Origin of the sequence: Chryseobacterium sediminis, from assembly GCF_008386505.1 — a bacterium.
GTDB lineage: Bacteria > Bacteroidota > Bacteroidia > Flavobacteriales > Weeksellaceae > Chryseobacterium > Chryseobacterium sediminis.
Genome location: NZ_VUNZ01000001.1, coordinates 2,459,155 through 2,485,362, shown reverse-complemented (window position 1 = coordinate 2,485,362; position 26,208 = coordinate 2,459,155). Strand labels below are relative to the sequence as shown.

Genomic DNA, 26,208 nt, shown 5'->3' with positions numbered 1-26,208 from the left:
GAGATAGAAAAATTAATAATTTGAAGCGCTAGCAATTGAATGTTTGGTTATTGTGGATAAAATAATACTATGTGTTAATCGCCTTTAATACTAGGTTTGTGAGGGCTCTATGTATAAAAGAATGATTCTTTGTGTTAATATATTTTGTGTTGTAAGAAAAATTGCCTAGTTTTGCAATCCAAAATGAGATGTAAAATATGTTAATAATTCCAGTAAAAGATGGTGAATCCATCGACAGAGCTTTAAAAAAATACAAGAGAAAATTTGATAAAACAGGTACAGTTCGTCAATTAAGATCTAGACAAGCGTTTATCAAGCCTTCTGTAACTTTGAGACAATCAAGGTTAAAAGCTGCTTACAAACAAAGAGCGCTTAGCAAAGAAGAGCAGGCTTAAGATTTTTTCTTAACCATATATTAATTCACTTCTTAAATTCTTATATTTGAGGAGTGAATTTTTATTTTTATACCTATGATGCTGGAAAAGTTTTTAGAATACTTACAATTCGAAAAAAGGTACTCTCCTCATACTGTTACAAGCTACAAAAAAGACCTTGAAGACTTCTCTCATTTCTTTCTCCGAACCGAGTCTTCCGACAATCTGGCTAAAGCAGATAAAAAAATCATCAGAAATTTCATTGTTGAACTGAGCGAAAACAATATTTCCAAAAGAAGTATCAACAGAAAATTATCTTCTCTCCGTAGTTTTTATCTTTTTCTTTTAAAAATAGGTGAAATTAAAGTTTCTCCCACAGAAGGGATTTCTTCCCTGAAGTTTTATGCTGAAAAACAGATCCCTATGTCTAAAGAAGAAATGGCGGATCTTAACGATAGAGTTTTCGAGCAGATGCATGATGTGCTTGAAAGATGCATTATGGAAGTTCTTTATCAGACAGGTATACGTAAAGCTGAACTTTGTGGCCTGATATTTGAGAATGTTGACTTATATGAAAATGAATTAAAAGTAATTGGAAAAGGAAATAAAGAAAGGGTAATTCCTGTTTCCAGTGAACTGTCTGAACTCCTTAAAAGTTATCTGGAAATAAGAAATCCACAGACAGAATTTAAATCATATTTCTTTGTAAATAAGAAGGGGAAAAAACTCAACGAAAAATTTGTTTATGTGGTAGTTAATAAGTACCTTAGTCTTATAACAACGAAAGAAAAAAAAAGTCCTCACATCCTTCGTCATAGCTTTGCTACTCACGTGTTGGATAATGGGGCGGAGATCTCCAAAGTGAAAAAAATATTAGGGCATTCCAGTCTTGCCAGTACTCAGGTCTATACGAATGCTAATATTGAACAATTGAAAAAAGTGTTTAATCAGGCTCATCCTCGAGCTTCAAAAAAAGAAGAATTATGAAGATTTCAGTACAATCAATTGGTTTAACTCCACACGAACCACTAGAGTCACACATTGACAAAAAAGTAAGTAAATTAGATACCTTCTATGACAAGATTCAGGAGTGTAAGGTATTTTTGAAAGTAGAAAATAACGCTGATAAAGTAAACAAAACAGCTGAGCTTATTTTGGCGGTTCCGGGAGATGATATTGTAGTAAAAAAGACATCTGCAAGTTTTGAAGAAAGTCTGGACCTTTGCGTTGATACTGCTAAAAAGCTATTAATCAAGAAAAAAGAAATGGCATAGAAAAAAAAGTTAAAAAAAGTTTATAAAAAATTTGAGAATTCAAAAAATCCGTTCTATATTTGCACTCGCAAAAAAGGAACAGCGATCTTTTGAATTCTTTTTTATATTTGCCTCCATAGCTCAGTTGGCCAGAGCACGTGATTTGTAATCTCGGGGTCGTGGGTTCGAATCCCTCTGGAGGCTCATAAAATATAAACTTTTGGGGAGATTCCAGAGTGGCTAAATGGGACTGACTGTAACTCAGTTGCTTCGGCTTCGTAGGTTCGAATCCTGCTCTCCCCACTTTATATTTTTATAAAAAAAACTTGCAAGATTAAATAAGTTTTCTTAGTTTTGCACAGCGTTTACCAATAGTTTTGGAAACAAAATTGCGGAAGTAGCTCAGTTGGTAGAGCGTCAGCCTTCCAAGCTGAATGTCGCGGGTTCGACCCCCGTCTTCCGCTCAAAAAAAACACCTTAATAACGGTGATTTTTTTTTAACACTGAAATGTGTAGAGTAGATTCTCTCAATCACCTTCAGTCTTTTATTAAAATGCCTCCATAGCTCAGTTGGCCAGAGCACGTGATTTGTAATCTCGGGGTCGTGGGTTCGAATCCCTCTGGAGGCTCATTTTAATATAAAATATCTGGGGAGATTCCAGAGTGGCTAAATGGGACTGACTGTAACTCAGTTGCTTCGGCTTCGTAGGTTCGAATCCTGCTCTCCCCACATTTTATATTATAAAAAAACTTGCAGGATTAAATAAGTTTTCTTAGTTTTGCACAGCGTTTACCAATAGTTTTGGAAACAAAATTGCGGAAGTAGCTCAGTTGGTAGAGCGTCAGCCTTCCAAGCTGAATGTCGCGGGTTCGACCCCCGTCTTCCGCTCAAAAAAATCACGCTACTTAGTGTGATTTTTTTAGTTGATGCCGACTTAGCTCAGCGGTAGAGTGCTTCCTTGGTAAGGAAGAGGTCACGGGTTCAAGTCCCGTAGTTGGCTCTCGATTTTCCCGAATTTCTTCGGGATTTTTTTTACCCCTATTTTAAAAAAATGATGTGATTGCATCACTGAAGAAATTTTATAGTTAAACACTTGCTTAAACAAAGGGGTAAATCAATTCCATCCGATTTTTTGTTCAGTCCATTTTTTATCTACTAGGAATAGAGTACTGGGATGTCTTGGAAATTTTTACTTCATCTTTAGAATCACAATCATAAAATTTTCGTTAAATTCGTGTAAAATAATTTTTGATGAATATTCTTTTATTAGAAGATGATCTCATTTTGTCTGCAGAACTTTGCCGATTTTTAGAATCAAATAATTTTAACTGTGATAAGATTTACGATGGAGAAACTTTTCTCCGTCAGATAAAAAATAATACATACGAACTGTATTTGCTCGACATTAATGTTCCTAAAATAAATGGACTCGATGTCTGCCAGACAATCCGTTCTTTTGATAAGAATACACCGATTATTATCATTTCTGCCTATGGTGATATTTCTGATAAGAAAGATGCCTTCACCAGACTGGCCGATGATTACCTGGTAAAGCCTTTTCAGTTTGAAGAACTTCTTCTAAGAATGAATTCACTTTTGAGAAGAAAGGCACCTTCAGATAATTCAGATCAGGATATTCTTAGAATTGATGACCTTATTATTAATAAAACCGAGCAGAAGGTTTATCGTGGAGGAAATGAAATCACCCTTACGTTAAAAGAATTTCAGCTGCTGGTTTATCTTGCGGAAGCGCAGGGGAGAACCGTTTCAAAACAGCAGATTACAGAGCATGTATGGGAACACAACTTCAATACGAATACCAATACGGTAGAAGTTTACATCAATTTCCTGAGGAAAAAGATTGATAAAGATTTTAAAATAAAACTGATCCATACCCGTTCTGGTTTCGGATATTATCTTAGCCCACTATAAATGTCTTTAAAAAGAAAGATAGCCTTAACGATCAGTATCGCCTTTTCATTGCTTTTTGGGATGGTGATGGCAGTCATTTATTTATCTTTTAACGATTTCAGGAGGGATGAGTTTAAAGAAAGATTCAGGCAGAGACTTGAATTCACCTCTCATTTCATTTCAAAATCCAAAGACTTTGAGGAAGAAGCTCCGGTTTTCTTCAATGAAAATTCGGATAACATTCTCTTGAATGAAAAGATTTTAATTTTCAACGAGAAAAAAGAGTTGATCTACAGTACCATCAAAGACCGGAATGTTACCTGGGACAGTGCAATGCTTAAAGAACTGGATAAAAAGAAGATTATTTTTACGGAGAAAACAGTTCCGGAGATCTATGCCGCACTCAGGACAATTAACGGTGAAGATTATTATATTCTTACCAGTGCCTTTGACACCAATGGAAAATCGAAACTGGGGTATCTGAAATACCTTTTGATCACGGCTTATGCTATGAGTACCCTTCTTATTGGCTTTTTCAGTTATTATTTTGTGGAAAAATTCCTACGCCCGCTGGAAGATCTGAACAAAGAGATTTCTGAAGTGACGGCTCATAAACTTACAAAACAGATTCCCGTGGAGCAGTCAAATGATGAAGTCAGTGTGCTGGCAAAATCATTTAATACAATGATCGGACGGCTCGATGATGTATTTCAATCGCAAAAGGATTTTACCGCAAGTGCTTCCCATGAAATCAGGACACCTATTACAAGAATGGCATTTCAGCTGGAGAACCTTATAAAATTTGAAGAGCATTCGCCGGAAACTCTGTCTTCTTTGCAACAGATTCAGCGGGATGTATACCAGTTGTCGGATTTGACGAATTCACTTTTGCTGCTTACAAAATTTGATAAAGAAAATATTCAGAGTATTTATGAAGAAGTAAGAATTGATGAAGTTATCTTTGAAGCTTTTGAAGCGGTAGAGAAAAGTTATCCGCAGCTTAAACTTGATTTTCTGATTAATGAAGATAGTTCCGAAAATGCTTTCCTGATGATAAAAGGAATTCAATCGCTTTTGGTCATCGTTTTTATTAATCTCTTTAAAAATGCAGCGGTATATTCTGACAATACAGAAGTGAATGTCTTGATTACCGAAACGAATGATAATCTTTCTGTAGAAGTTCTTTCTCATGGAAATACGATCTCTGAAGATGAGCAGACCAAGCTGTTTGAAGCTTTCACGAGAGGAAATAATGCGCAGAATATTGCGGGATCAGGTTTAGGGCTTAGAATTGTCAAAAGGATTCTCGAATATCATGATGCTGAGATCATCTACTCTTCCCCTCAGGAATATATCAATAAGTTTACTTTAATTTTTAAGAAATAATATTCAAAAGCAACTGGCCTCAAAAGCAGTTGCTTTTTTTGTTAAACTCCGGATTAAATTTTTGATAAAAAACTCAACTATTGGAGAATAAAATGCCTGTTCAATTGTTGTTTTATTTCTTTGAAACGTCCTGTAGAAGGAGATTTTAATATTTTTTTAAGCATCATTTAAGTTTCTTTTAATAGCATCAGAGCAATTTTGTAATTTAAAAAGAAAAACAATGAACAGAATTGCAGTGCTGTGTCTCGCCGTTTCCTCATTCATGGCAGCACAACAGCAGATGTCTCTTTTGGATTGCGAAGAAGCCTTTCAGAAGAACAACCTCCAGCTGCTCGCCGAACAATACAACATCAATATGGCTGATGCAGATATCCTGCAGGCTAAGATCTGGGAATTACCACAATTAAGCGGACAGTTCAATGCTTACAATCCTCAGGATAAAAAAGTTTTTGATGTAGGCCACTCAAAAGGAGCAGGAATTACCCAATTGATCTATATGGGGGGGAAAAAGAAAAACGAAATTGCTTTTGCCAAATCTAACAAAGAACTTGCCCAACTTCAGTTTTCCCAATTGCTGGCTGATTTAAGGTCCCAGCTACGTTCTGCTTATTTCAACCTGTATTACGAAAAACTAAAACTGGAGAATACCAATAAGCAGTTAGGGTATATGAATGATCTTTTAAACGCTTATCGTGTACAGTCAGCAAAAGGAAATGTTTCCCTAAAAGATGCTGTCAGGTTACAGAGTATTGTGATCCAGCTGAATCATGATAAGCTGGAGATCAATAAAAATATTCTGGATTTTGAACAAAACCTGAAAGTTTTAACAGGAGTTTCGGAAGAAATAGAACCAACGATGTCTGAAGCTGAAGCTAAAGAATCACTGGCAGCACAGCCTTTCGGAAATGAAGAAGAACTGAAAAGCAAAGCGCTGGAAAATAATGCGGATTACCAATACAATCTGAAACTCATTGATAATAGCAAGTTATATGCACAATGGCAGAAATCTCTGAATGTACCGGATGTGACAGTAGGTGCTGCATGGGATCAGGCAGGCGGAACTTTTAATAATGAAGCTAACCTAACCTTGGGAATTCCTTTGCCTTTATGGAAAGCAAATCAGGGGAATGTGGTAAAAGCAAACTATGCCATTCAACAGAATCAGAAAAATGCTGATCTCCAGAAACTAACCCTTGAGACAAAAGTTCAATCTGCTTATAAAACCTGGAAAGCTCAGTATGACCAGCTTTTGGACATTAAAACTACAGATCTGCAGAATATGGATCTTGTATACAACGGAATGCTGAACAACTTCAGAAAAGGAAATGTCAACCTGATTGAATTTACAGACTTTATGGATAGCTACAGGGAAACAGCCCTACAAATCTATGATATGAAAAATGAGATCATGCAGTCCGCAGAACAGCTTAATCAACTAGTACAAACGAAAATCTTCTATTAAAATCATGAAAACATATATTATTCCCGTATTGATGGCCCTTTCATTATTGGCCTGTTCCAAAAAAGAAGAAGAGAAAACCAATCACGCCAAAAAGGGATTTGAGCTGAGCAACACGATGCTGAATTCTATTTCTCTGGCAAAAGTTGAAAAAAAGAACATAGAAGATGAATACAGCTTTTACGGAAAGATCTCAGCAGACAAAAACAGTTATATAGATGTTTATCCGTTGGTAGGAGGAAATGTGATGAGTGTAAACGTAGAACTGGGAGACTATGTAAAAAAAGGACAGGTACTGGCAACCATCAGGAGTACCGAGCTTGCAGAAATTCAAAAAGATGTAAGCGATGCAAAAACAGATCTGGTAGTAGCGAAAAATAATCTTCGTGTTGCAAAAGAGCTGTACGAAGGAAAGCTAAATACAGAAAGAGATGTCCTGGAAGCCAAAAGCCAGTTGCAAAAAGCCGAAGATCAGTTACAGAGAGCTGCAGCAGTAAGCACGGTTTATAATGTGAAGACCGGAAATATATACAGTGTAGTAGCACCCATCAACGGTTATATTGTTCAGAAAAGTATCAATAAAGATATGCAGCTTAGAAGTGACAGAAGTGATAATATCTTTGATGTTGCCAATACAACCAACGTTTGGGCAATTATGAATGTCAATGAATCGGATATTGATAAAATCAGTCTTGGAATGAAAGCTCAGGTATCTACTCTTTCTTATCCGGATAAAGTTTTTGATGGGAAAATTGATAAAATATTTAAAATTATAGATCCGCAGACCAATGCCATGCAGGCAAGAGTGGTACTGGATAACGCCAACGGGCTTCTAATTCCGGACAGTAAAGCAACGATAAAAGTTTCCAGCCTGGAAAGCAATACGATGCTCACTGTTCCGTCCAAAGCTGTGATTTTTGATGATAATAAAAGCTTTGTAGTGATTTTTAAATCCAGAACAGATGTAAAGATCAGAGAAATTAAAGTATTAAAGCAGGTGGGAGATGTCACTTATATTGCAGATGGCTTGAAAGAAGGAGAAGAGGTGATTACCAATAACCAGCTGCTGATATATCGTTCACTGAACAGTTAGTCTTATAAAACCATTAAGAATATTGACATTTTTCTTTAACGGCTTTTTTAGGTCATCAATTTATCTATCATGAATAAATTCATAAAAAATATAATTGCTTTTTCATTAAAAAATAAAGCATTTACCTTTATCTGGGTTGCGATTTTAGCCATCTCCGGTTTTATAAGTTTCAAAAATATGCCTATTGAAGCTTTTCCGGATGTTACCAACACCCAGATTGTAATCATTACCCAATGGAACGGGCGCAGTGCAGAAGAAGTAGAACGTTTTGTAACTACACCCATCGAATTGGCGATGAGCCCGGTTCAGAAGAAAACAAGTGTGAGAAGTACCACAATGTTTGGACTTTCCATTGTTAAAATTCTGTTTGACGATGGGGTGGACGATACTTTTGCCAGAAATCAGGTCAATAACCAATTAAGAACCATTAGCCTTCCTGATGAGGTAGATCCGGAAGTACAGCCACCCTACGGGCCTACCGGTGAGATTTTCAGATATACACTGGAAAGTAAAACAAAAGACTCAAGAGCGTTGCTTACTCTGCAAAACTGGGTAATTGACCGTGCTTTAAGAGGTGTTCCCGGAGTAGCAGATATTAATGTCTTCGGTGGGCAGGATAAAGTTTTTGAACTAAGTATAGATCCAAGAGCATTAGATAAATACAACCTGACCCCGCTTCAGGTATATGATGCTGTCACCAAAAGTAACCTGAATGTAGGAGGGGATGTTATTGAAAAAAACGGACAGGCCTACGTAGTAAGAGGGATTGGTTTGGTGAAATCAGTAGCCGATATCGGAAATATTACCATTCAGAATGATAGTGGAAATCCTGTTTTGGTAAAGAATGTTGCTGAAGTTCATGAAAGTTCCATGCCTAGAGTAGGACAAGCTGCCCTGAATCATCATGACGATACGGTAGAAGGAATTGTTGTCATGAGAAAAGGAGAAAATCCAAGAGAGGTTTTGGTAGGAGTGAAGGCTAAAATTAAAGAGCTTAATGAAAAAATACTTCCGAAAGATGTCAAAATGGTTACTTTCTACGATCGCGATAATCTGATGGACTTTACAACCCATACCGTAATGCATAACCTTATCGAAGGAATTGTACTGGTAACGGTAATCGTTTTAATCTTTATGGCCGACTGGAGAACAACACTAATTGTTTCTATCATTATTCCGCTATCCTTACTCTTTGCATTTTTATGTTTAAAGCTGGCCGGAATGAGTGCCAACCTGCTTTCATTAGGAGCGGTAGATTTCGGGATCATCATAGACGGAGCCGTCGTCATGGTAGAAGGTCTCTTTGTAATGCTGGATCATAAAGCGAAACGGTACGGAACGGAAAAGTTTAATAAACTTGCGAAAGGCGGCTGGATCAAGCAGACCGGAACCGGATTAGGGAAAGCGATTTTCTTTTCAAAATTAATCATTATTACCTCCCTGATTCCCATTTTCTCATTTCAGAAAGTAGAAGGGAAGATGTTCTCTCCTTTGGCTTTTACTCTGGGATTTGCATTAATTGGAGCGCTAATATTTACCTTAACACTGGTTCCTGTACTTTCTCATATTCTTTTAAATAAAAATGTAAGAGAAAAAAATAATCCGTTTGTTAATTTCTGGGACAGAATCGTTCTGAAAGGCTTTAATTTAACATTTAAGCATAAAAAAACAAGTATGATCGTTGCCATCTCTTTTCTGGCGGTCACTTTATTTTCCGGTAAATTTTTAGGAACAGAATTCCTGCCTCAATTGAATGAAGGTTCATTGTGGATCACTGCAGAAATGCCGATGAGTTCCTCATTAAAAGAATCTCTGAAAACAGCAGACCTTTTAAAGAAAGATATTATGAGCTTTTCAGAAGTCACAGACGTTCTGGCGCAGACGGGGAGAAGTAATGACGGAACGGACCCTAATGGATTTGGATTCGTACAGTTTGCCGTTAACCTTAAGCCAAGAGAAGAATGGAAACGTAAGATCACTTATGATGAATTGATTAATGAGATTGATAAAAAACTCAGAAGTTATCAGGGAATCACTTTCAATTATTCCCAGCCGATTTCAGATAATGTAGCGGAAGCAGTAGCGGGTTTTAAAGCAGAAAACGGAATCAAAATCTATGGTGATAATCTGGAAACCCTGGATAAAATAGCCAATGAAGTTCTATTAAAAATTAAAGATGTAGAAGGAGTAAAAGATCCCGGAATTATTAAAAATATCGGCCAGCCGGAAGTGAGTGTTGTGCTGGACAGAGATAAAATGGCAGCTTACGGTGTAATGCCGGCAGATGCACAGGCCGTATTGGAGATGGCTTTTGGTGGAAAAACCGCTTCGGAAATGTTTGACGGTGAAAGAAAATTTCCCATCCGTCTGCGTTATTCACAGGAATATAGAACCAATGAGAACGATATTGCGGCTTTGATGGTTCCTACCCAGGATGGGGCAAAGATCCCTTTAAAAGAAATAAGTACCATTGTTAAAGATAATGGAGCTGCATTTATTTACAGGGATAATATCAAACGATATATCGGAGTTAAATTCTCCATCCGTGACAGAGATTTGGGAAGCACTATTGCCGATGCTCAGAAAAAAGTTGAGACTATTGAACTTCCGGATGGTTATTCCGTAGGATGGACAGGGCAGTTTGAAAACCAGCAACGGGCCTCTCACAGATTGGCGCAAGTGGTACCAGTGAGTATTCTGATGATTTTCTTCCTGTTGTTTATCCTGTTTGGAAATATGAAAGACTCTCTTCTAGTATTAGCGAATGTACCATTTGCTTTAATAGGAGGAATTATCGCTTTACATGTTACCGGAATCAATTTTGGAATCTCGGCCGGAGTAGGAATGATTGCCCTTTTGGGAATTTGTATCCAAAACGGGGTAATTCTTATCACAGAATTTCATCAGAATGTAAAAGACGGTCTTGATATAGACTCTGCGATATTAAATGGGGTGAAATCCAGAACCAGACCCGTAATTATGACAGCGCTTATGGCCTCTATTGGGTTGATGCCAGCAGCCTTGTCAACAGGAATCGGATCAGAATCTCAAAAACCTCTGGCGATTGTCATTATCGGAGGGCTTATTACAGCTACCGTGCTTACTCTGCTTATTTTTCCGATTATCTTCTGGATCTTCAACCGGACCAAAAAGCTCAGCCACATGTGATTTTTCTTTCATTTATATATTAGTGAAGCCTGGAATATTCTGTATTTCAGGCTTTTTCATAAAAGGTTTCAGAAAGTTTTTTTCAATCAGGAAAAATATGTAAATTTGCAGTCTCAATACGTTAAATATAAGGTTTGTCCTTCACTGGATGAGAATATTGAAAGTTTTTTTAATAAAAAGTTTTTGGTATTTAAAAATTCATTATATTTGCACACCGAAAATTTGAAAAACAATAAATAAATAATTTTAAATCATGGCAAAGGAAACGTTTAATCGTAACAAACCACACTTGAACATTGGTACTATTGGTCACGTTGACCATGGTAAAACTACTCTTACAGCTGCTATTTCTGCTGTATTAGCTAGCAAAGGTCTTGCTGAGAAAAAAGACTTCTCTGCAATTGACTCTGCTCCAGAAGAAAAAGAAAGAGGTATTACTATCAATACTGCTCACATTGAATACGAAACTGAAAAAAGACACTATGCTCACGTTGACTGTCCAGGTCACGCCGACTATGTTAAGAACATGGTAACTGGTGCTGCTCAAATGGATGGAGCTATCGTAGTATGTGCTGCAACTGACGGTCCAATGCCTCAGACTAGAGAACATATCCTACTTTGCCGTCAGGTAAACGTACCAAGAATCGTTGTTTTCATGAACAAAGTTGACATGGTAGATGATCCAGAGTTATTAGAGCTTGTTGAAATGGAGCTTAGAGACTTATTATCTACTTACGAATTTGACGGAGACAACTCTCCAGTAATTCAAGGTTCTGCACTAGGAGCTCTTACTGCAGCTACTGCATCTCCTGCTAACACAGAAGATAAGTGGTTCAAGAGCGTTGAAGAATTGATGGATGCTGTTGATACTTGGATCGAGCAACCACCAAGAGATACTGAAAAGCCATTCTTGATGCCAATCGAAGACGTATTCTCTATTACAGGTAGAGGTACTGTAGCAACTGGTAGAATCGAGGCTGGTGTTATCAACACTGGTGATCCAGTTGATATCGTAGGTATGGGTGACGAGAAATTAACTTCTACTATTACAGGAGTTGAGATGTTCAGAAAGATCCTAGATAGAGGTGAAGCTGGAGATAACGTAGGTCTATTGTTGAGAGGTATTGAAAAAACTGACATCAAGAGAGGTATGGTTATCGCTAAGAAAGATTCAGTTAAGCCACACAAAAAATTCAAAGCTTCTGTTTATATCCTTTCTAAAGAAGAAGGTGGACGTCACACTCCATTCCACAACAAGTACCGTCCTCAGTTCTACGTAAGAACTACTGACGTTACAGGTGAGATCTTCTTACCAGAAGGTGTAGAAATGGTAATGCCAGGAGATAACTTAGAGATCACTGTAGAATTGTTACAGCCAATCGCTCTTAACGTAGGTCTTAGATTTGCGATCAGAGAAGGAGGTAGAACAGTTGGTTCAGGTCAGGTTACTGAAATTCTAGACTAATCATCTTAAAATAAATAAAGCTTCCGAAAGGAAACTCTCGGAAGCTTTTTATCTACGGGCATCGTCCAATGGTAGGATACCGGTCTCCAAAACCGTTGATCAGGGTTCGAATCCTTGTGCCCGTGCAAATATAAATTATGAGTTCATTTGTCGATTTTTTAAAAGGTTCTTATAACGAATTCAGACATAAAGTTGAATGGCCAAAGTGGGCTGACCTTCAGTCATCTACTATTGTAGTGACTATTGCGACAGTGATTCTGGCTCTATTTACTTTTGGAGTTGATGAATTGTTTTCTAAATCAATCAGCAACATCATTGGAATGCTAATCAACTTGTTCAATTAATTAAAAGTATTTTCCCATAATGAGCGAATTGAAATGGTATGTGCTGAAAGCAATCAGCGGACAGGAAAATAAAGTGAAAAACTATATTGAGACAGAAATCAAACGTCTAGGGTTTGATCAGTACGTTACTCAAGTGGTTATTCCTATGGAAAAGGTAATTCAAATTAGAAACGGAAAAAAAGTTCCTAAAGAGAGACCTTATTACCCTGGATACTTGATGATTGAAGCTGACCTGATGGGAGAGATTCCTCACGTTATCAAGAATATCCCTGGAGTTATTTCTTTCTTAAGTTTAACTAAAGGAGGTGATCCTGTTCCAATGAGAAAATCAGAGGTTAACAGAATGCTTGGAAGAATGGATGAACTTTCAGAATTTGCAAGCGATGTTGAAATTCCTTATGTAGTAGGTGAAAACGTTAAAGTAATCGATGGACCTTTCAACGGATTCAATGGTACAGTTGAGAAGATTCTTGAAGACAAAAAGAAAATTGAAGTTTCTGTATTGATCTTCGGTAGAAAAACTCCAATGGAACTAAGCTACATGCAAGTAGAAAAAGTATAATAATTACTATAAAATAAAACAGGACTGCTACTAAGCGGTCCTTTTTGTTTTTATATACTCGTTTTACATTGTGGTTTATAATAATTATGATTTACCATATCGGCGAATTATTTTTTTTAATTTTCTTTAAAATTGTTTTCTGGAATTTTTATATTCTCAATTGCTATTGTTTATCTCTATCAAGATCTTTGCTTTAATTCAATTATCACTATATTGGGAATAAGGCCGTTTTTTGCAGATCATATTTTTCCCTTATGCTTGATTCACTTTTGGATGGCATGTTTCTTGCAACAACATGATAACTAATCCAAAAATTTTATATTTTTTTATTCATACACTGTTTACAGGCGTATGTCTGTTTTATGTTTTTACAAAAAAATGTAAAATTTGAATTAGCTATTCAAAACACAAGCCTTATATAAACACATAACCCAATGACAAAAATTATTTCGATGGTCATTCTTGTGGGTACATCCGTATTCGCGAGTGCGCAGGTTGGTATAAACACTGCGAATCCTGAAAAAGAACTTACCGTGAACGGTACCATGAAGACATCAGGAGTTGTTTTCAAGCAGCCTTTGGAGAAATTGAAAGCGGATGAGAACTACACTTTCATTATCAAATCTCCAGCTCCGGAAAACAAAATTACGGCGTACAACGATTCCTTTGTACCCAATTCTCCGGCACCGATTAATCTTATTCAATTTAAAATTACCTGTGATCCCTCAGATAAAGACTGGGTAAATCAATTTGACACAAAGATTAATTCCAGTAAATTTTTGGTGGTAATTTCTTCTTTTGGATTTACACAGCCTACAAGAACTTATACAGCAGACTGGGTGACACCAATGCCTCAGATCTTTGCTTATTCTTCAGGTGGAACATGGAAACTTAAGGCAGATTATCAAGGATTCGCTCCTGATAACTCTTTCCCTACGGGAGTCTGGACACTGAATTTGCTGGTATTTGACAGATCATATGCCAAAGATTTTAATTCTACACAAAGCCTTAATGCTTCAACAACGGGTGCTGCTGCAGCTCCATTAATTCAATAATACAAATACTTTATGAAAAAAATTATTGCGATACTCTTTACGGGTTTTGCTGCTTTAAGCATTAATGCACAAGTTGGAATAAACACAAGTACACCCAAAGGAACTCTCGATGTAGAAGGAGAAACACTGGTAGAGTCCTATTTAATAGATACTGAAAATACGAAGGCAAGCGGAAACTATCTTCTTCTTACCCGTTCAAAAGATACATCACCGGTAGGTAAAGTAAAGTTGTTGGACATATCGCTCCGTAATGTAGCCCCTGTAAATATGTATAATATTGTATTGAAAAATGTGAGACAGGATGAAGTTGTGAATCTCAATACAGGATTAGATGTTGATAAATATGTTGTGGCAATTACAGGTGCTGTTTTTACAGGAGCGGTGTCGGCAGCTAATACGACGACTAACCCAAAATCATTTGGGTCTTATTCTACTGAAGTTACCCAGGTAACAAGTGGAGGTAAAAATTATCATGCGATTAATTTGAGCTTTAAAGGAGCCGGTACTGTTTCATCTCAAAATGGAACATGGACTCTTACCCTGAATGTCTTTGAAAAATCATTAGTTAAAGACTGGGGTACTTTCAACGGTTCTGTTTCAGCATCAGCCTCACCTGCTTATTCAGGAGTTTCAACCAATACGCCTTTAGGACTTCAATAAAAAAACTATGAAAAGAAAAATTTATATCACTATAATCATGTGTCTGGGAATATTTCTGAATGCCCAGAAAGGAAAAGTAGGAATAAATACTGATAATCCTACAGAAACACTTGACGTTAACGGAAAGACCTACACAAATTCTCTATATTTAAGAAATCCAGGTGAGCCTACCATGACGGGAGGTAGCTTTTTAGCAACTTCTCAAAATGGTTTACAACTGTATGATCCGGCATTAGAAAGCAGTGGATTGTTTAATTATCTTAAGCTTACTCTTACAGGAGTATCCGGAACAGGAATTGCAGATTATGATACCAAGATTGATGCAAACAACTTTCTGGTTATACTTCATAACTATTCATTTAAACTGAATGATGGTACTACCAATGTAATGCTTGATTATGGAGACAATGGAGTGAATGATAACAAACAGGGATCACCGGATGTTGTAGCATTCAAAAGTAACGGAACCTGGCATATCAGAGCAAGATTTACTGACAGCAGAATTCTGGCAGTGAGTTCTTCCACTCCATCAAGAACTTATAACAACTTTACGGTTGATCTTTATTTGATGGCTTATAGAAGGCTCATTAATAAACAAAATATCAGTGATGTTAATGCTGATCTTGGCGGGAATAATGGTTCTACGCAGACGATTACCAAACCATCAGGTTTTTAGTAAATCTTTTTCATTATAAAAACAAAAACGGTCATTTATTGTAAATGACCGTTTTTGTTTTACATTTTCACAGATTATTTTAAAATATATTGCTAAATCATAGCGTTCATTGCAGATTGTATGTTGTTTTTTCAAATGATTTTATAATTTTATGTGGAATTATATTCTATGGGAAAACGATTACCTTTTTTATTGCTGTTACTATGTTCTGGACTGTTCTGTTTTGGTCAGAATAAGGCAGAATATGAACAATATATACGTACTGCTAATGATTTGAAGTTTAAAGACTGGCCAAAAGCAGAATTCAATATACAGAAAGCCAGAAAAAGCGTTCCGGAAAGTAATTTGGGTGACTTTTATATAGAAGCTGCAAAAATCTACAGTGATGCTAATTATTTTGATATTGCACTGGATTACTCCGCCAGAGCTTATCATATCTTTTTGGATAAAGACGATGGAAAGACAGCTAAGATAGATGCTATTTTTGCCTATACTTATTCTCAGCTCAATGATACCAAAAGAGCAATTGTCTACTACAAAAAACTTTTAAGCTTTTATCAGAAACAAAAAAAACAAGCAGAAACTATTAAAGCCTTGAACAACCTGGGAAATGCTTATCTGGTGTTATCAAAAATGGATTCATCAAGATATTATTTTGAAAAGGGTTTGATGTCATTTGAGAACTATGATGATCCGGTATTGAAAGCTTTTGTGTTTTCAAATTTTGGGAAATTTAATTTTCAGGAAGGGAATATAGTAAAAGCCGAAAGTTATTTATTGGAAGCAAGGGATATTCTGAAAAATAATAATATTGATGATAAAAAATCAAATTATCAGGTCAATTACAATCTGGCTAATTTCTATACTGCAATACAAAATCCCCAGAATGCTTTATTGTATGCAAAGAATCTTGGAAATTATGTAATCCCGAATGCTGTAAGTTTTGATAACACCAATTATTTAAAGACCCTGTACAAAGCTTACCAGTTGAACAAAGAATACCAGCTTTCCGCAGAAACTTTTAAGAAATATGATTCTATCCGGGACTTACTGAATATAGAAGAAAAGGCGGTGAATGTAGAAAGATTAAAAGTAAAACATGATTATGAACTGCAGAAAAGGCTTGATAAAATTGAGCAGGATAAGAAAAATATGCTCTATGTAGTGATGGTCATTATTCTTTTGTTGGTTTTGGTAATCTGTATTTTACTCCTTATCAATTTCAGAAATAAAACAGAGAAACTACGTTTAGAAAAAAAACTTATTGAAAACAGAGAAAAAGAATTGGAAATAGATAACCAGATGAAAGAGAAAATGTTGGTCTATAAGTCAATGGAGCAATCCAAAATAGAAGAAATTTTCAAATCTCTTCTGGAGCAGGTGAATGTGTTGAAATCTAAACTCAAGGATAGTGAGATTGATGAAGTTTCAAGAATTATCAATGAAATTAAACTGAATACCAAACAGGACTCCTGGGGAGACTTTGAGTACCATTTTTTAAATATTCATGAATCATTTTATGAAAATCTGGACCGCAGACATCCGGGACTTACCAATTATGATAAAAGACTTGCAGCTATGCTGAAACTTAAATTATCAACAAAAGAAATTTCCAATCTTTTAAATGTCACCCCAAAAACAATAGAAAATTCAAGAACAAGACTTAGAAAAAAAATGGATCTTACCAATACTAAAGAAGATCTTGCTCAATATTTGAATGAATTGTAACTATTTGTTTATCATTTGTTTGGGTGTAGGTGTGTGGAAAGAGTGTGGTGGTTTTTACTCATGATGTGGTAATTGTGTGGATGATTTTAAATACTGTTGAAGGGGATTACATTCCTTTGTCTCCTATTTAAAACAATGCCACTATGAAAAAATTACTTACCCTTTTTGTAACCCTATCCCTAAGCTTTTGGGGGAAAGGGCAATGGAATCCTGCTCTGGATCAAAACCTTATGGTATCAAAACCTGGAGGATCTTCCTTCGCAGCAACTACCAGTGATGGGAAGACCTATATCGGATATTGGAAAAGTGTTCCGGCTCCGGTAAACTTTGAACTTAGATTGCAGATACTAGATCAGCAGGGAAATAAACAATTGGGAGTTGACGGTATTAAAATTACAGATCAGATTCCGATGAGTACTTATACCGTTGTAGAGAAAACTGCAGTAGATGCTTCAGATAATCTTTACATCGGAGTTACAGGAACAGGTGCAGGTACACCGGGATATGTTTTTAAAATTACCCCACAAGGAGTATCCGAATGGCCTAATGGGATTAGTTTGGGAGAAGGATATCTGCCCACGATTCTGCCTTTGTCTAATGGGGATATTCTGGTAGGGTATTTTCCTCCCAGTCAGAAATATACTAAAATACAAAGATTTAACGCTGCTGGACAGTCGGTATGGGCAAGTCCTACACAAATTCTTTCCAATGATACAACTAAAAATACTATACCAGCTGACCTCTTTGAACTTCCTAATAATGAATGTGAAATTATTTTTCACAAACAATTATCCTTCGGAACAACGAGCAATCTGTTCGCTCAGAAAATCAATTTAAAAAACGGAGCTTTGATATGGGATGGTCCTAAGCAGATTACGACTAAATCTGTTGCTTATAATACAAAATATTCCGGAGCCGTAGATGGAGATGTGGTATACTATGGATTTAGCAGTGGTGAAAATATGAGATTTGACGGCTATCTTCAGAGAATTAATTCAAACAGCAGCCTTCCTTGGGGAAATGTTGGGGTAGACTTTGATACAAACCAGACGTATTTTGAAAAAGATATGAAAATTGCATTTGCACAGGGATCATCTTATATATGGTCAATGGCCAATTACAGCTCATCTTCACAAGGAGAAAATGGAGAATTTATCCAGAAATTTGATAAAAGTACAGGAGCAAGACTTTTGACAGACCATGGAAAACAGATATTCCCTATTGATAATATTTCTATGTTCCATTACGGAGAGTTGCAATTAGTTAATAATAAACCATTTTTTGTTGTACAGAAAAAAGAAACTCCCACCTCTCTGAATGTTTCTTTAAATGCAGTACAGCTGGAGAGTAATGGTGATTTTTCCTGGCCACAGCAATATCTTCCGGTTGCTACCTATTCTGCGTCTAAAAGTTATCCCAGTATATTGAGACCTGTGAACGGGCAAAGTGTAGTGGTATTTCAGGAAAAGAAAAATACAGATAATACATCTGCTGTGTATGCGCAAAATTTATTGCTGCCTAACGGAACAATGGGAACTCAGGATGTTTCAGTTAAAGCTGAAGGGATCAGGATATTTCCAAATCCGGCTGCAGAAAGTATTTATATATATGGTATAAAAGATCAGAACTTCAGTATTTATAATGCAGCTGGTCAATTGGTAAAATCCGGTTTTATGAAACAGGGAGAAATTGAAGTTAAAGATCTTGTAAAAGGAGTTTATATTGTAAAGATCAAGGGCAAAGAAGAAGGGTTGAAATTTATCAAAAAATAAAACATTCATATATAGTAATAATAGTAAATAGAATGAAAGGGGAGAAGAACAGACATCTGTTCTTCTTTTTTTAGGTAATAGTTTTTCTTTTAAAGATGGGTTAGAATAAAACTCCATTATTATTAAGTCGGAATTCAAAATACCCTTGAAAGGTAATGTTGCAAAAGCTGATTTGAAAAAAATCTGTATCTCAATTATTTTTTTAAAACTTTTTAAAAATCAGCAATTTCCGTTTGCTATTTCAAAAATATTTTATACTTTTGCAGTCCAAAAAGTAGGTTTATTGTTATGTGAGTGCATAACCTACTGAATAATAAATGCTTCCAAACTCATTAATTATTCAAATTTAAAAAACAAACAATGGCTAAGAAAGTCTTTAAAATGGTAAAGCTTCAGGTGAAAGGTGGCGCAGCTAACCCTTCTCCACCAGTAGGTCCAGCATTGGGTTCTGCAGGTGTGAACATCATGGAGTTTTGTAAGCAATTTAACGGAAGAACCCAAGATAAGCCAGGGCAAGTTTTACCTGTAGTAATTACAGTATATGAAGACAAATCTTTTGAATTCATTATTAAAACTCCACCTGCAGCAATCCAGTTAATGGATGCAGCTAAGATCAAGGGAGGTTCTGGTGAACCAAACAGAAACAAAGTAGGTTCTGTAACTTGGGAACAAGTAAAGAAAATCGCTGAAGATAAAATGGCGGATCTTAACTGTTTTACAACAGAGTCTGCACTTTCTATGGTTGCAGGTACTGCTAGATCTATGGGATTAAGAGTAACAGGAACTAAACCAACTAACGCTTAAAACTTAAAGAAATGGCAAAATTAACTAAAAAGCAAAAGGAAGCTTTAAGCAAAGTAGAAAAAGGAAGAATCTATAACCTTGAAGAAGGTTCTGCTCTTGTAAAGGAGGTGAACACTACAAAGTTTGATGCTTCTGTAGATATCGCTGTAAGATTAGGTGTAGACCCAAGAAAAGCAAACCAAATGGTAAGAGGTGTTGTATCTCTTCCTCACGGTACTGGTAAAGATGTTAAAGTATTAGCTCTTGTAACTCCAGATAAAGAAGCAGAAGCTAAAGCTGCTGGTGCTGATTATGTAGGTCTTGACGAATATTTACAAAAAATCAAAGAAGGTTGGACAGATGTTGACGTTATTGTTACTATGCCAGCTGTAATGGGTAAATTAGGTCCATTAGGTAGAGTATTAGGTCCAAGAGGTTTAATGCCGAACCCTAAATCAGGAACTGTAACAATGGAAATTGGTAAAGCAGTAACTGAAGTGAAAGCAGGTAAAATTGATTTCAAAGTAGACAAGTATGGTATCATCCACGCTGGTATTGGTAAAGTATCTTTCGATGCTGCTAAGATCAAAGAAAACGCGCAGGAATTGATCTCTACATTGATCAAAATGAAGCCAACTGCTGCTAAAGGAACTTATGTAAAGAGCATTTATTTGTCTTCTACAATGAGCCCTGGTATTGCAATCGATACTAAATCTGTTAACTAATATAAATCCTTAAGACAATGACAAAAGACCAAAAAGTTGTAGCAATACAAGAGATCAAAGACTTGCTTCAGGATGCAAAAGTAGTATACGTAGCAGATCTAGACGGTTTGAACGCTGCGAAGTCTTCAGAATTCAGAAGACAGGCTTTCAAGCAAAATATCAAAGTAAAAGTTGTAAAAAATACACTTTTACAAAAAGCAATGGAGCAGATTGAAGGAGTAGATTACTCTGAAATGTTCCAGACTTTTAAAGGAAACTCTGCATTAATGATTTCTGAGACTGCAAACGGTCCAGCAAAATTAATCCAAGGGTTCAGAAAGAAAGAAGAAAAGCCAGCTTTAAAGTCTGCTTTTGTTCAGGAAACTTTCTACGTTGGAGACGAAAACTTATCTGCACTTGCTAACATCAAGTCTAGAGAAGAAATGATCGGAGAAATCATCGGATTACTTCAATCTCCAATTCAAAGAGTTGTTTCTGCTCTTCAAAACAAATCTGAAACTGTAGAAGCTAAAGCTGAAGAAGCTGCTGCTCCTGCTGTAGAAGAAACTCCTGCTGAAGCTCCTGAAGCTGCTGCAGAAAGCACTGAAGAAACAAGTGCTGAATAATTACACTCAAGAAATTAAATAAATAATCAACAAAAACATTACAACAATGTCAGATTTAAAAAATTTAGCTGAAACGCTAGTAAACTTAACAGTAAAAGACGTAAACGAATTAGCAACTATCCTTAAGGATGAGTACGGAATTGAGCCAGCTGCTGCTGCTGTAGTAGTTGCTGCAGGTGGTGGAGAAGCTGCTGAAGAAAAAACTGAATTCGACGTAATTCTTAAGTCTGCAGGTGCTTCTAAATTAGCTATCGTTAAATTAGTAAAAGATTTAACTGGTGCTGGTCTTAAAGAAGCTAAAGATATCGTAGATGGTGCTCCTGCTCCAATCAAAACTGGTATCTCTAAAGACGAAGCTGAAGCTCTTAAGAAGCAATTAGAAGAAGCTGGTGCTGAAGTAGAATTGAAATAATTTCAATTTTATTATAAATATAGGAGCCCGGGCATTTGCCCGGGCTCTTTTTTGTATGTAAGTCTTTGTAAATATGTGTTTTATTTAATAATAGTATTTGAATATTGTTAATTCTTTCTTTGTTATATTTTAATATGATTATTTATTTACTAAAAATTAACATAATATTTTATTTGTATTTTATAATTTGTTCATTTTGTTTAGTTTTTTATTAATAAAGTATTATTTTGGTTGAAAAAATATTATATTTGTACCGAAAAAAAACACAACATAATTGGATAGAAATTATTTTCTTTCTTACGGCCACAAGATTACACTTCTGTTGCTTTTGGCGGCTATAGGAAAATTAAACGCTAAGTTTATACCTGACATAATGAGTAAAGCCGATTTACCATATTGTACAGTTATAAATAATCACCCGCAACGATACTTAGACGATGTTTCAGTTGATCTTTCTGAAGCCGTAAATGATGTGGCGGCAGCAAATAAATTATTCCCTGTTCAAAATAAATTTTTTGCATTCTTTTGCGATAGTCAATCATACAAATTTTCTTTTTTTAATAATAATCAATTATTTCTCCTTAGAGATGTGAAATTTGTCGCTGTATGGGGTAAGTGGACTTATTCATACTCTATATGTAAAGAATATATTTTCCTTACATTTAATAAAGTCCGAAAGTTCTTTGTAAATCCTTTTAAACTTGTTGATGGCTTTAAATTTATTATTAAAATTCCTGATAAATTAATCCATACTCTTATCTCCTAATATTTCTAACAATTTTATGCGCTTTCTTACAGTACTATCTGTTATTTCATTTATTATCTGAATGAGAATGCCTGAGAATTGCCCTTTCAAAAAAACACATACACATAAAAAAACAGCAAATATCATTAGACATGAAAAACAGATTATTTACAATCGCTCTTTTATCATTTGGTTTACCAGCATTAGCACAGGTTGGGATTAATACCGGACAGGCTCAGGCGACCTTTGATATAGTAGGATCACCTTCCAATGCCAGTAAACTTGATGGCGTGATTGCTCCAAGACTTACAGGTGTACAGTTAAAAGCTAAAAACTATACAGTAGCCCAAACAGGAGCAATAGTATACGTTACCTCAGTTGAAACTGCACCTACCGGACAAACTGTTGATGTTGTTTCACCAGGATATTATTATTTTGATGGTACTAAATGGGGAAGCCTGAGTGGAAGTTGGCGTACAGTAGGAAATGCTGGTACAACTGCAACTACGGCAACTTTGGGAACAGATATTGGTAATGGAAATTACTTAGGAACCAACGACGGCCAGAATTTGGTTTTGGCTACTCAGAAAAATGTAAAAGGAATATTAGATACTAATGGAACTCTGCAGGGAGGAAACTCTAATTCTGCAACAGGTTCTTTTGCTTCATTTACGTGGGGATCAAATAATACCCTTACAAACAGTACCTCTTCAAATGTTGCTTTGGGAAAAGATAATACAGTCTCTGCGCAGGGGAATTTTCCAGCTGTAGCAATCGGATTGGGAAATACAGCCAATAATGGGGCTAAAGTAATAGGAAATAATAATAGTGCTACGGGAGCCAATAATTTAGTCTTTGGAAATCAGAATGCCGTAACGGGACTCACAGGACTTACCGTTGGAAACAATCATATCAATAGTGGCGGTATTGCTATCGGAAGCGGAAATACAACATCAACGAATAATGTAGCAGTTGGTTCCGCAAACATAGCAACTGGTATAGAAGCTTTTGCAATAGGGTTTTCAGGGCAGGCTGCTGCAGGACAGATGGTGTATGCCAACAAACAGCATATTTTCTTTAATAAAAGCAACGGAACAGACACAATATTGGGAATCAATATGATCCCTACTGCAGCTACATCTACAGGAGCCGCAGTTCAGATGAAGGGAATTGCTTCCGGTGCAGGTGCCTCATGTACAGCAGCTGAAGAAGGTGCAATCCGATATAATACAACCATTAAAGCACATGAAGGTTGTAATGGAAGTAACTGGAAAGCTCTTTACAATTAAAAAACACACAAACCTTAAAAAAATAAAAAATGACCAGAAAATTATTCGAAAAGTTAGCTGCGATGCTTATGACATTGATAATGTCGGCAGTAGTATTTGCGCAGCAGGGCTATGAACCGATCCGTGGGATGGGTGTGGAGGCAAAACCTGTCAACAATTCAGGGATCTGCCTAGCATGTTATAACGGGAGTATGAATCCGGTGGTGGATGCCAGTCTCGATAACAGTGTAAGCATGGGGAATTTTGCTTCCCTGTTAAGTGGAAACGGAATTTCTGTAAAGAATAAAAATACCACTTATCCTGCGGGATATATTACCGGATTCAATGTAGATTTAGGGACGAGTTTTATTACCGTAGATCTTTTGAGTTCTTTGCGAATCAGTACTTATAAAAATGGTGTTCTTCAGGAAAGCACTACCAGCAGTACTCTTTTATCGGTTCCTGCATTCGGAGGAAGTAAGAACAGGATATTCCTGCATTTTAAAACTTCAAAAGAATTTGATGAAGTAAGACTTTACCAAACCAATGTTCTTTCCATATTCAGTGCTATGAATGTGTACTACGCATTTGCATTTGATCCTGCAAAAGTACCTACAGATAATAATGGTATTTGTGATGATATCATTGCAGGAAGTGGTGTTGACGGAAATGTATCCGGAAGCAGCAGTTTTCTGGCTCCGCTTTCCTATGTTCAGAATAAAGAAAGAATTGGAGATGGAAATAAAAACTCTTACGGATCAATAGTTCTCCCGATCGGATTACTTGGATCTTATTCAGTTGGAGTTCTTGACAAAAATCAGGTGTATCCTGCAGGTAACAGAACAGGGTTTGTTATAGAGCCGGATGATCAGGGGAAATTGTTAAGTGCCGAATTTTTAAAAAATATTACAATAGAAACTTATCTTTACGGTCAGCTTCAGGATTCAAAACAGCTGTCTGACGGAGGAGGTCTTATTAATATCAAAGTATTAGGATTTGGTTCAGGGAAACAAAAAGTTACGTTGACAACCACTAAGCCTTTCAATGAAGTACGATTAAAAATTACCCAGACGGTAGGATTTAATTTAGGAGCTTTAAAAGTATACTATGCCTTTGAAGAGCCCGTTTCTTGTGATTGTGATGATAAAATTCAGACAAGCGGTTCTGCTGTTCCCGGAAATTTGGTGACAGGAACTACATGGACATCAGGTCCGGGATTCCTTGGTCTTATTTTAGCGAAGATGACCAATCCGGAAGCTATTGTAGATAATAATCCATCTAATTATGCAACAGCTACTGTTCCGGCGGCATCCTTTCTTAGTATTTTTTCGGCATTTGCAACGGTAAGCAGTAATACAGTGCTTCCTGTCAATACAATGGCCGGATTCACAGTAGAAAAAGCAGGGAATCTTCTTGGAGTAAGTGTTCTGGAAAATATCACCGTAACATTATACAACGGAAATACTTTGACAGATACCTTTACAAGCTCAGGAAGCCTTATCAGCGGAAACTTCTTCACGACGAATTCAAATAAATTCTATGTCGGAGGAAAAGCTACAAAGCCTTTTAACCGTATTAAAATTACATTCAACAGCGGAACAGCGGTTCGTATTCCTCAGAATTATTATATCTATAATGCTTTTGCGAGCAGAGATGATGATAACGATGGTGTTCCAAACTGTTTCGATCAATGCCAGGGAGGTGATGACAGTATAGATAACAACGGAAACGGAATTCCTGATTGTGCAGAAGGATGTACAGCTGTAAATGACAAATCTCCTACATTGGATACAGATGGAGATGGTATTGTGGATGCTTGTGATCTGGATTCAGATAACGACGGTATTCTTGATGCTGTTGAAGACTTTGATAAAAATGGAAAATTCCAGGATGATGATAATGAAGGAGATATCTTAATAACACCAGTATTAGGAGATTCTGTTCCGAATTATCTGGACCTTGACTCTGATAACGATGGTATCTTAGATCTGTTTGAATCGGGAATTCCAACATCAGTAATCAACCAGATTGATGCAGATCATAACGGAGTTGTTGATGCTAATATTCCGGTAGGTAAAAACGGTATCGCAGATATTCTGGAAACTTCACCTGACTCAGGAGTATTGAAATATGCAGTCAAAAATACAGACGGAGATGATAAACCAGACTTCCTGGATATCACTTCCAATGGTTCAGATCTTGACCTTTATCAGATCGGAAAAGGTAATCTTGATACTTTGGGAGGTGGATTCATTTCTACAATTAATGATAAAGATAAAGATGGTATTCAGGCTGTTGTAGATACTGATCTTGTGAAAAGAGGTTCTCCTGATTCTCCGCTTTCACCTTATGCTTCATTGCTGAAAAGCGCATCTAAAACTGCTGCAAAAATCACGGCTTCGGAAATCACGGATGCTGCGAATGATGTAAAAGTATATCCAAACCCTGTAAAAGCAGGAGAGAATCTTAGAATTACCTCTGCGGAAGAAGGGGTGTATACACTGTTCTCAGCACAAGGACAGGTAATTAAGACAGATAAATTTAATGCCAATACCGGTATTGATACATCTTCACTTCCTACAGGAGTTTATATTATTAAAATAGAAACCAAATCAAAAATAAAATCTTATAAGGTTATTGTGAAATAGTCATAAGATTAGCTTGTGTTGTGGAGGGGTTGCTCATATTTGAGCAGCCTCTCTTGTTTTTAAGAGTCTCAAAATGAGATGATTTATTTGTTATTGTGGATAAGTTTTTGTATCT

Annotated in this window: 23 protein-coding genes and 8 tRNA genes; all 31 read left to right on the top strand. The window is 36.3% G+C overall.

Going from position 1 to position 26,208, the window contains the following annotated elements; translation table 11 throughout:
• Positions 1-197: 197 nt before the first annotated feature.
• The 31 genes from rpsU to FW780_RS11125 all read left to right on the top strand — a co-directional run bounded on the left by rpsU (position 198) and on the right by FW780_RS11125 (position 26,093).
• On the top strand, positions 198-395 hold the full coding sequence (gene rpsU, locus FW780_RS11275) for a 30S ribosomal protein S21 (protein ID WP_047379266.1): 198 nt from the start codon (positions 198-200) through the stop codon (positions 393-395).
• Positions 396-473: 78 nt separating this feature from the next.
• A complete protein-coding gene (locus tag FW780_RS11270; protein ID WP_149833852.1) occupies positions 474-1,361 on the top strand; it encodes a tyrosine-type recombinase/integrase in 888 nt (295 codons plus the stop codon).
• Complete coding sequence (locus FW780_RS11265; protein WP_047379265.1) at positions 1,358-1,648, top strand: HPF/RaiA family ribosome-associated protein; 291 nt, start codon at positions 1,358-1,360, stop codon at positions 1,646-1,648. The genes FW780_RS11270 and FW780_RS11265 overlap by 4 nt, the downstream gene beginning before the upstream one ends.
• Before the next feature lie 109 nt (positions 1,649-1,757).
• Positions 1,758-1,831, top strand: a tRNA-Thr gene (locus FW780_RS11260).
• An 18-nt stretch (positions 1,832-1,849) separates the two neighbouring features.
• Positions 1,850-1,930: transfer RNA gene (locus FW780_RS11255), tRNA-Tyr, on the top strand.
• 88 nt (positions 1,931-2,018) lie between these two features.
• Positions 2,019-2,091 (top strand) — tRNA-Gly (locus tag FW780_RS11250).
• Between the two features lie 91 nt (positions 2,092-2,182).
• A tRNA-Thr gene (locus FW780_RS11245) sits at positions 2,183-2,256 on the top strand.
• A 20-nt stretch (positions 2,257-2,276) separates the two neighbouring features.
• Positions 2,277-2,357, top strand: a tRNA-Tyr gene (locus FW780_RS11240).
• An 86-nt stretch (positions 2,358-2,443) separates the two neighbouring features.
• A tRNA-Gly gene (locus tag FW780_RS11235) sits at positions 2,444-2,516 on the top strand.
• Between the two features lie 40 nt (positions 2,517-2,556).
• Positions 2,557-2,628 (top strand) — tRNA-Thr (locus FW780_RS11230).
• A gap of 251 nt (positions 2,629-2,879) precedes the next feature.
• Positions 2,880-3,560 carry a response regulator transcription factor gene (locus tag FW780_RS11225; RefSeq protein ID WP_047379264.1) on the top strand — a complete coding sequence of 227 codons (681 nt, stop codon included), beginning with the start codon at positions 2,880-2,882 and terminating at the stop codon, positions 3,558-3,560.
• Complete coding sequence (locus FW780_RS11220) at positions 3,561-4,925, top strand: sensor histidine kinase (protein WP_149833652.1); 1,365 nt, start codon at positions 3,561-3,563, stop codon at positions 4,923-4,925.
• Between the two features lie 220 nt (positions 4,926-5,145).
• On the top strand, positions 5,146-6,387 hold the full coding sequence (locus tag FW780_RS11215) for a TolC family protein (protein WP_149833651.1): 1,242 nt from the start codon (positions 5,146-5,148) through the stop codon (positions 6,385-6,387).
• A gap of 4 nt (positions 6,388-6,391) precedes the next feature.
• The gene (locus FW780_RS11210; RefSeq protein ID WP_149833650.1) at positions 6,392-7,477 is read left to right on the top strand and encodes an efflux RND transporter periplasmic adaptor subunit; all 1,086 of its coding nucleotides are present in this window, start codon (positions 6,392-6,394) and stop codon (positions 7,475-7,477) included.
• Positions 7,478-7,546: 69 nt separating this feature from the next.
• Positions 7,547-10,645 carry an efflux RND transporter permease subunit gene (locus FW780_RS11205; protein WP_149833649.1) on the top strand — a complete coding sequence of 1,033 codons (3,099 nt, stop codon included), beginning with the start codon at positions 7,547-7,549 and terminating at the stop codon, positions 10,643-10,645.
• A gap of 253 nt (positions 10,646-10,898) precedes the next feature.
• On the top strand, positions 10,899-12,110 hold the full coding sequence (gene tuf / locus FW780_RS11200) for an elongation factor Tu (RefSeq protein WP_034687396.1): 1,212 nt from the start codon (positions 10,899-10,901) through the stop codon (positions 12,108-12,110).
• Positions 12,111-12,164: 54 nt separating this feature from the next.
• A tRNA-Trp gene (locus FW780_RS11195) sits at positions 12,165-12,235 on the top strand.
• 12 nt (positions 12,236-12,247) lie between these two features.
• On the top strand, positions 12,248-12,454 hold the full coding sequence (gene secE / locus FW780_RS11190; protein WP_045501119.1) for a preprotein translocase subunit SecE: 207 nt from the start codon (positions 12,248-12,250) through the stop codon (positions 12,452-12,454).
• Positions 12,455-12,473: 19 nt separating this feature from the next.
• A complete protein-coding gene (nusG, locus tag FW780_RS11185) occupies positions 12,474-13,016 on the top strand; it encodes a transcription termination/antitermination protein NusG (protein ID WP_047379257.1) in 543 nt (180 codons plus the stop codon).
• A gap of 434 nt (positions 13,017-13,450) precedes the next feature.
• Complete coding sequence (locus FW780_RS11180; protein ID WP_149833648.1) at positions 13,451-14,071, top strand: hypothetical protein; 621 nt, start codon at positions 13,451-13,453, stop codon at positions 14,069-14,071.
• 12 nt (positions 14,072-14,083) lie between these two features.
• Complete coding sequence (locus FW780_RS11175) at positions 14,084-14,731, top strand: hypothetical protein (RefSeq protein WP_149833647.1); 648 nt, start codon at positions 14,084-14,086, stop codon at positions 14,729-14,731.
• A 7-nt stretch (positions 14,732-14,738) separates the two neighbouring features.
• On the top strand, positions 14,739-15,407 hold the full coding sequence (locus FW780_RS11170; protein WP_149833646.1) for a hypothetical protein: 669 nt from the start codon (positions 14,739-14,741) through the stop codon (positions 15,405-15,407).
• Positions 15,408-15,575: 168 nt separating this feature from the next.
• The gene (locus FW780_RS11165; protein WP_149833645.1) at positions 15,576-17,135 is read left to right on the top strand and encodes a tetratricopeptide repeat protein; all 1,560 of its coding nucleotides are present in this window, start codon (positions 15,576-15,578) and stop codon (positions 17,133-17,135) included.
• Positions 17,136-17,278: 143 nt separating this feature from the next.
• A complete protein-coding gene (locus FW780_RS11160; protein ID WP_149833644.1) occupies positions 17,279-18,907 on the top strand; it encodes a T9SS type A sorting domain-containing protein in 1,629 nt (542 codons plus the stop codon).
• 360 nt (positions 18,908-19,267) lie between these two features.
• Positions 19,268-19,711, top strand: coding sequence for a 50S ribosomal protein L11 (gene rplK, locus FW780_RS11155; protein ID WP_149833643.1), 444 nt, complete (start codon positions 19,268-19,270; stop codon positions 19,709-19,711).
• Between the two features lie 11 nt (positions 19,712-19,722).
• Positions 19,723-20,415, top strand: a complete 693-nt coding sequence (gene rplA, locus FW780_RS11150; protein WP_047099699.1) for a 50S ribosomal protein L1 — start codon at positions 19,723-19,725, stop codon at positions 20,413-20,415.
• Positions 20,416-20,432: 17 nt separating this feature from the next.
• Positions 20,433-21,020, top strand: coding sequence for a 50S ribosomal protein L10 (gene rplJ / locus FW780_RS11145; RefSeq protein ID WP_149833642.1), 588 nt, complete (start codon positions 20,433-20,435; stop codon positions 21,018-21,020).
• Between the two features lie 46 nt (positions 21,021-21,066).
• On the top strand, positions 21,067-21,432 hold the full coding sequence (gene rplL / locus FW780_RS11140) for a 50S ribosomal protein L7/L12 (protein WP_007845452.1): 366 nt from the start codon (positions 21,067-21,069) through the stop codon (positions 21,430-21,432).
• A gap of 274 nt (positions 21,433-21,706) precedes the next feature.
• Positions 21,707-22,198, top strand: coding sequence for a hypothetical protein (locus FW780_RS11135; protein ID WP_149833641.1), 492 nt, complete (start codon positions 21,707-21,709; stop codon positions 22,196-22,198).
• Between the two features lie 131 nt (positions 22,199-22,329).
• Positions 22,330-23,466, top strand: coding sequence for a hypothetical protein (locus tag FW780_RS11130; protein WP_149833640.1), 1,137 nt, complete (start codon positions 22,330-22,332; stop codon positions 23,464-23,466).
• Positions 23,467-23,495: 29 nt separating this feature from the next.
• On the top strand, positions 23,496-26,093 hold the full coding sequence (locus FW780_RS11125; protein ID WP_149833639.1) for a T9SS type A sorting domain-containing protein: 2,598 nt from the start codon (positions 23,496-23,498) through the stop codon (positions 26,091-26,093).
• The last annotated feature ends 115 nt before the right edge of the window (positions 26,094-26,208 follow it).

What these genes read in the sequence shown, in the direction of transcription:
- rplJ (WP_149833642.1), top strand. Translation starts at nt 20,433, where the DNA reads ATGACAAAAGACCAAAAAGTTGTAGCAATACAAGAGATCAAAGACTTG.
- rpsU (WP_047379266.1), top strand. Translation starts at nt 198, where the DNA reads ATGTTAATAATTCCAGTAAAAGATGGTGAATCCATCGACAGAGCTTTA.
- FW780_RS11220 (WP_149833652.1), top strand. Translation starts at nt 3,561, where the DNA reads ATGTCTTTAAAAAGAAAGATAGCCTTAACGATCAGTATCGCCTTTTCA.
- FW780_RS11170 (WP_149833646.1), top strand. Translation starts at nt 14,739, where the DNA reads ATGAAAAGAAAAATTTATATCACTATAATCATGTGTCTGGGAATATTT.
- secE (WP_045501119.1), top strand. Translation starts at nt 12,248, where the DNA reads ATGAGTTCATTTGTCGATTTTTTAAAAGGTTCTTATAACGAATTCAGA.
- FW780_RS11270 (WP_149833852.1), top strand. Translation starts at nt 474, where the DNA reads ATGCTGGAAAAGTTTTTAGAATACTTACAATTCGAAAAAAGGTACTCT.
- rplL (WP_007845452.1), top strand. Translation starts at nt 21,067, where the DNA reads ATGTCAGATTTAAAAAATTTAGCTGAAACGCTAGTAAACTTAACAGTA.
- FW780_RS11180 (WP_149833648.1), top strand. Translation starts at nt 13,451, where the DNA reads ATGACAAAAATTATTTCGATGGTCATTCTTGTGGGTACATCCGTATTC.
- FW780_RS11215 (WP_149833651.1), top strand. Translation starts at nt 5,146, where the DNA reads ATGAACAGAATTGCAGTGCTGTGTCTCGCCGTTTCCTCATTCATGGCA.
- rplK (WP_149833643.1), top strand. Translation starts at nt 19,268, where the DNA reads ATGGCTAAGAAAGTCTTTAAAATGGTAAAGCTTCAGGTGAAAGGTGGC.
- tuf (WP_034687396.1), top strand. Translation starts at nt 10,899, where the DNA reads ATGGCAAAGGAAACGTTTAATCGTAACAAACCACACTTGAACATTGGT.
- rplA (WP_047099699.1), top strand. Translation starts at nt 19,723, where the DNA reads ATGGCAAAATTAACTAAAAAGCAAAAGGAAGCTTTAAGCAAAGTAGAA.
- FW780_RS11205 (WP_149833649.1), top strand. Translation starts at nt 7,547, where the DNA reads ATGAATAAATTCATAAAAAATATAATTGCTTTTTCATTAAAAAATAAA.
- FW780_RS11125 (WP_149833639.1), top strand. Translation starts at nt 23,496, where the DNA reads ATGACCAGAAAATTATTCGAAAAGTTAGCTGCGATGCTTATGACATTG.
- FW780_RS11210 (WP_149833650.1), top strand. Translation starts at nt 6,392, where the DNA reads ATGAAAACATATATTATTCCCGTATTGATGGCCCTTTCATTATTGGCC.
- nusG (WP_047379257.1), top strand. Translation starts at nt 12,474, where the DNA reads ATGAGCGAATTGAAATGGTATGTGCTGAAAGCAATCAGCGGACAGGAA.
- FW780_RS11175 (WP_149833647.1), top strand. Translation starts at nt 14,084, where the DNA reads ATGAAAAAAATTATTGCGATACTCTTTACGGGTTTTGCTGCTTTAAGC.
- FW780_RS11265 (WP_047379265.1), top strand. Translation starts at nt 1,358, where the DNA reads ATGAAGATTTCAGTACAATCAATTGGTTTAACTCCACACGAACCACTA.
- FW780_RS11225 (WP_047379264.1), top strand. Translation starts at nt 2,880, where the DNA reads ATGAATATTCTTTTATTAGAAGATGATCTCATTTTGTCTGCAGAACTT.
- FW780_RS11130 (WP_149833640.1), top strand. Translation starts at nt 22,330, where the DNA reads ATGAAAAACAGATTATTTACAATCGCTCTTTTATCATTTGGTTTACCA.
- FW780_RS11165 (WP_149833645.1), top strand. Translation starts at nt 15,576, where the DNA reads ATGGGAAAACGATTACCTTTTTTATTGCTGTTACTATGTTCTGGACTG.
- FW780_RS11160 (WP_149833644.1), top strand. Translation starts at nt 17,279, where the DNA reads ATGAAAAAATTACTTACCCTTTTTGTAACCCTATCCCTAAGCTTTTGG.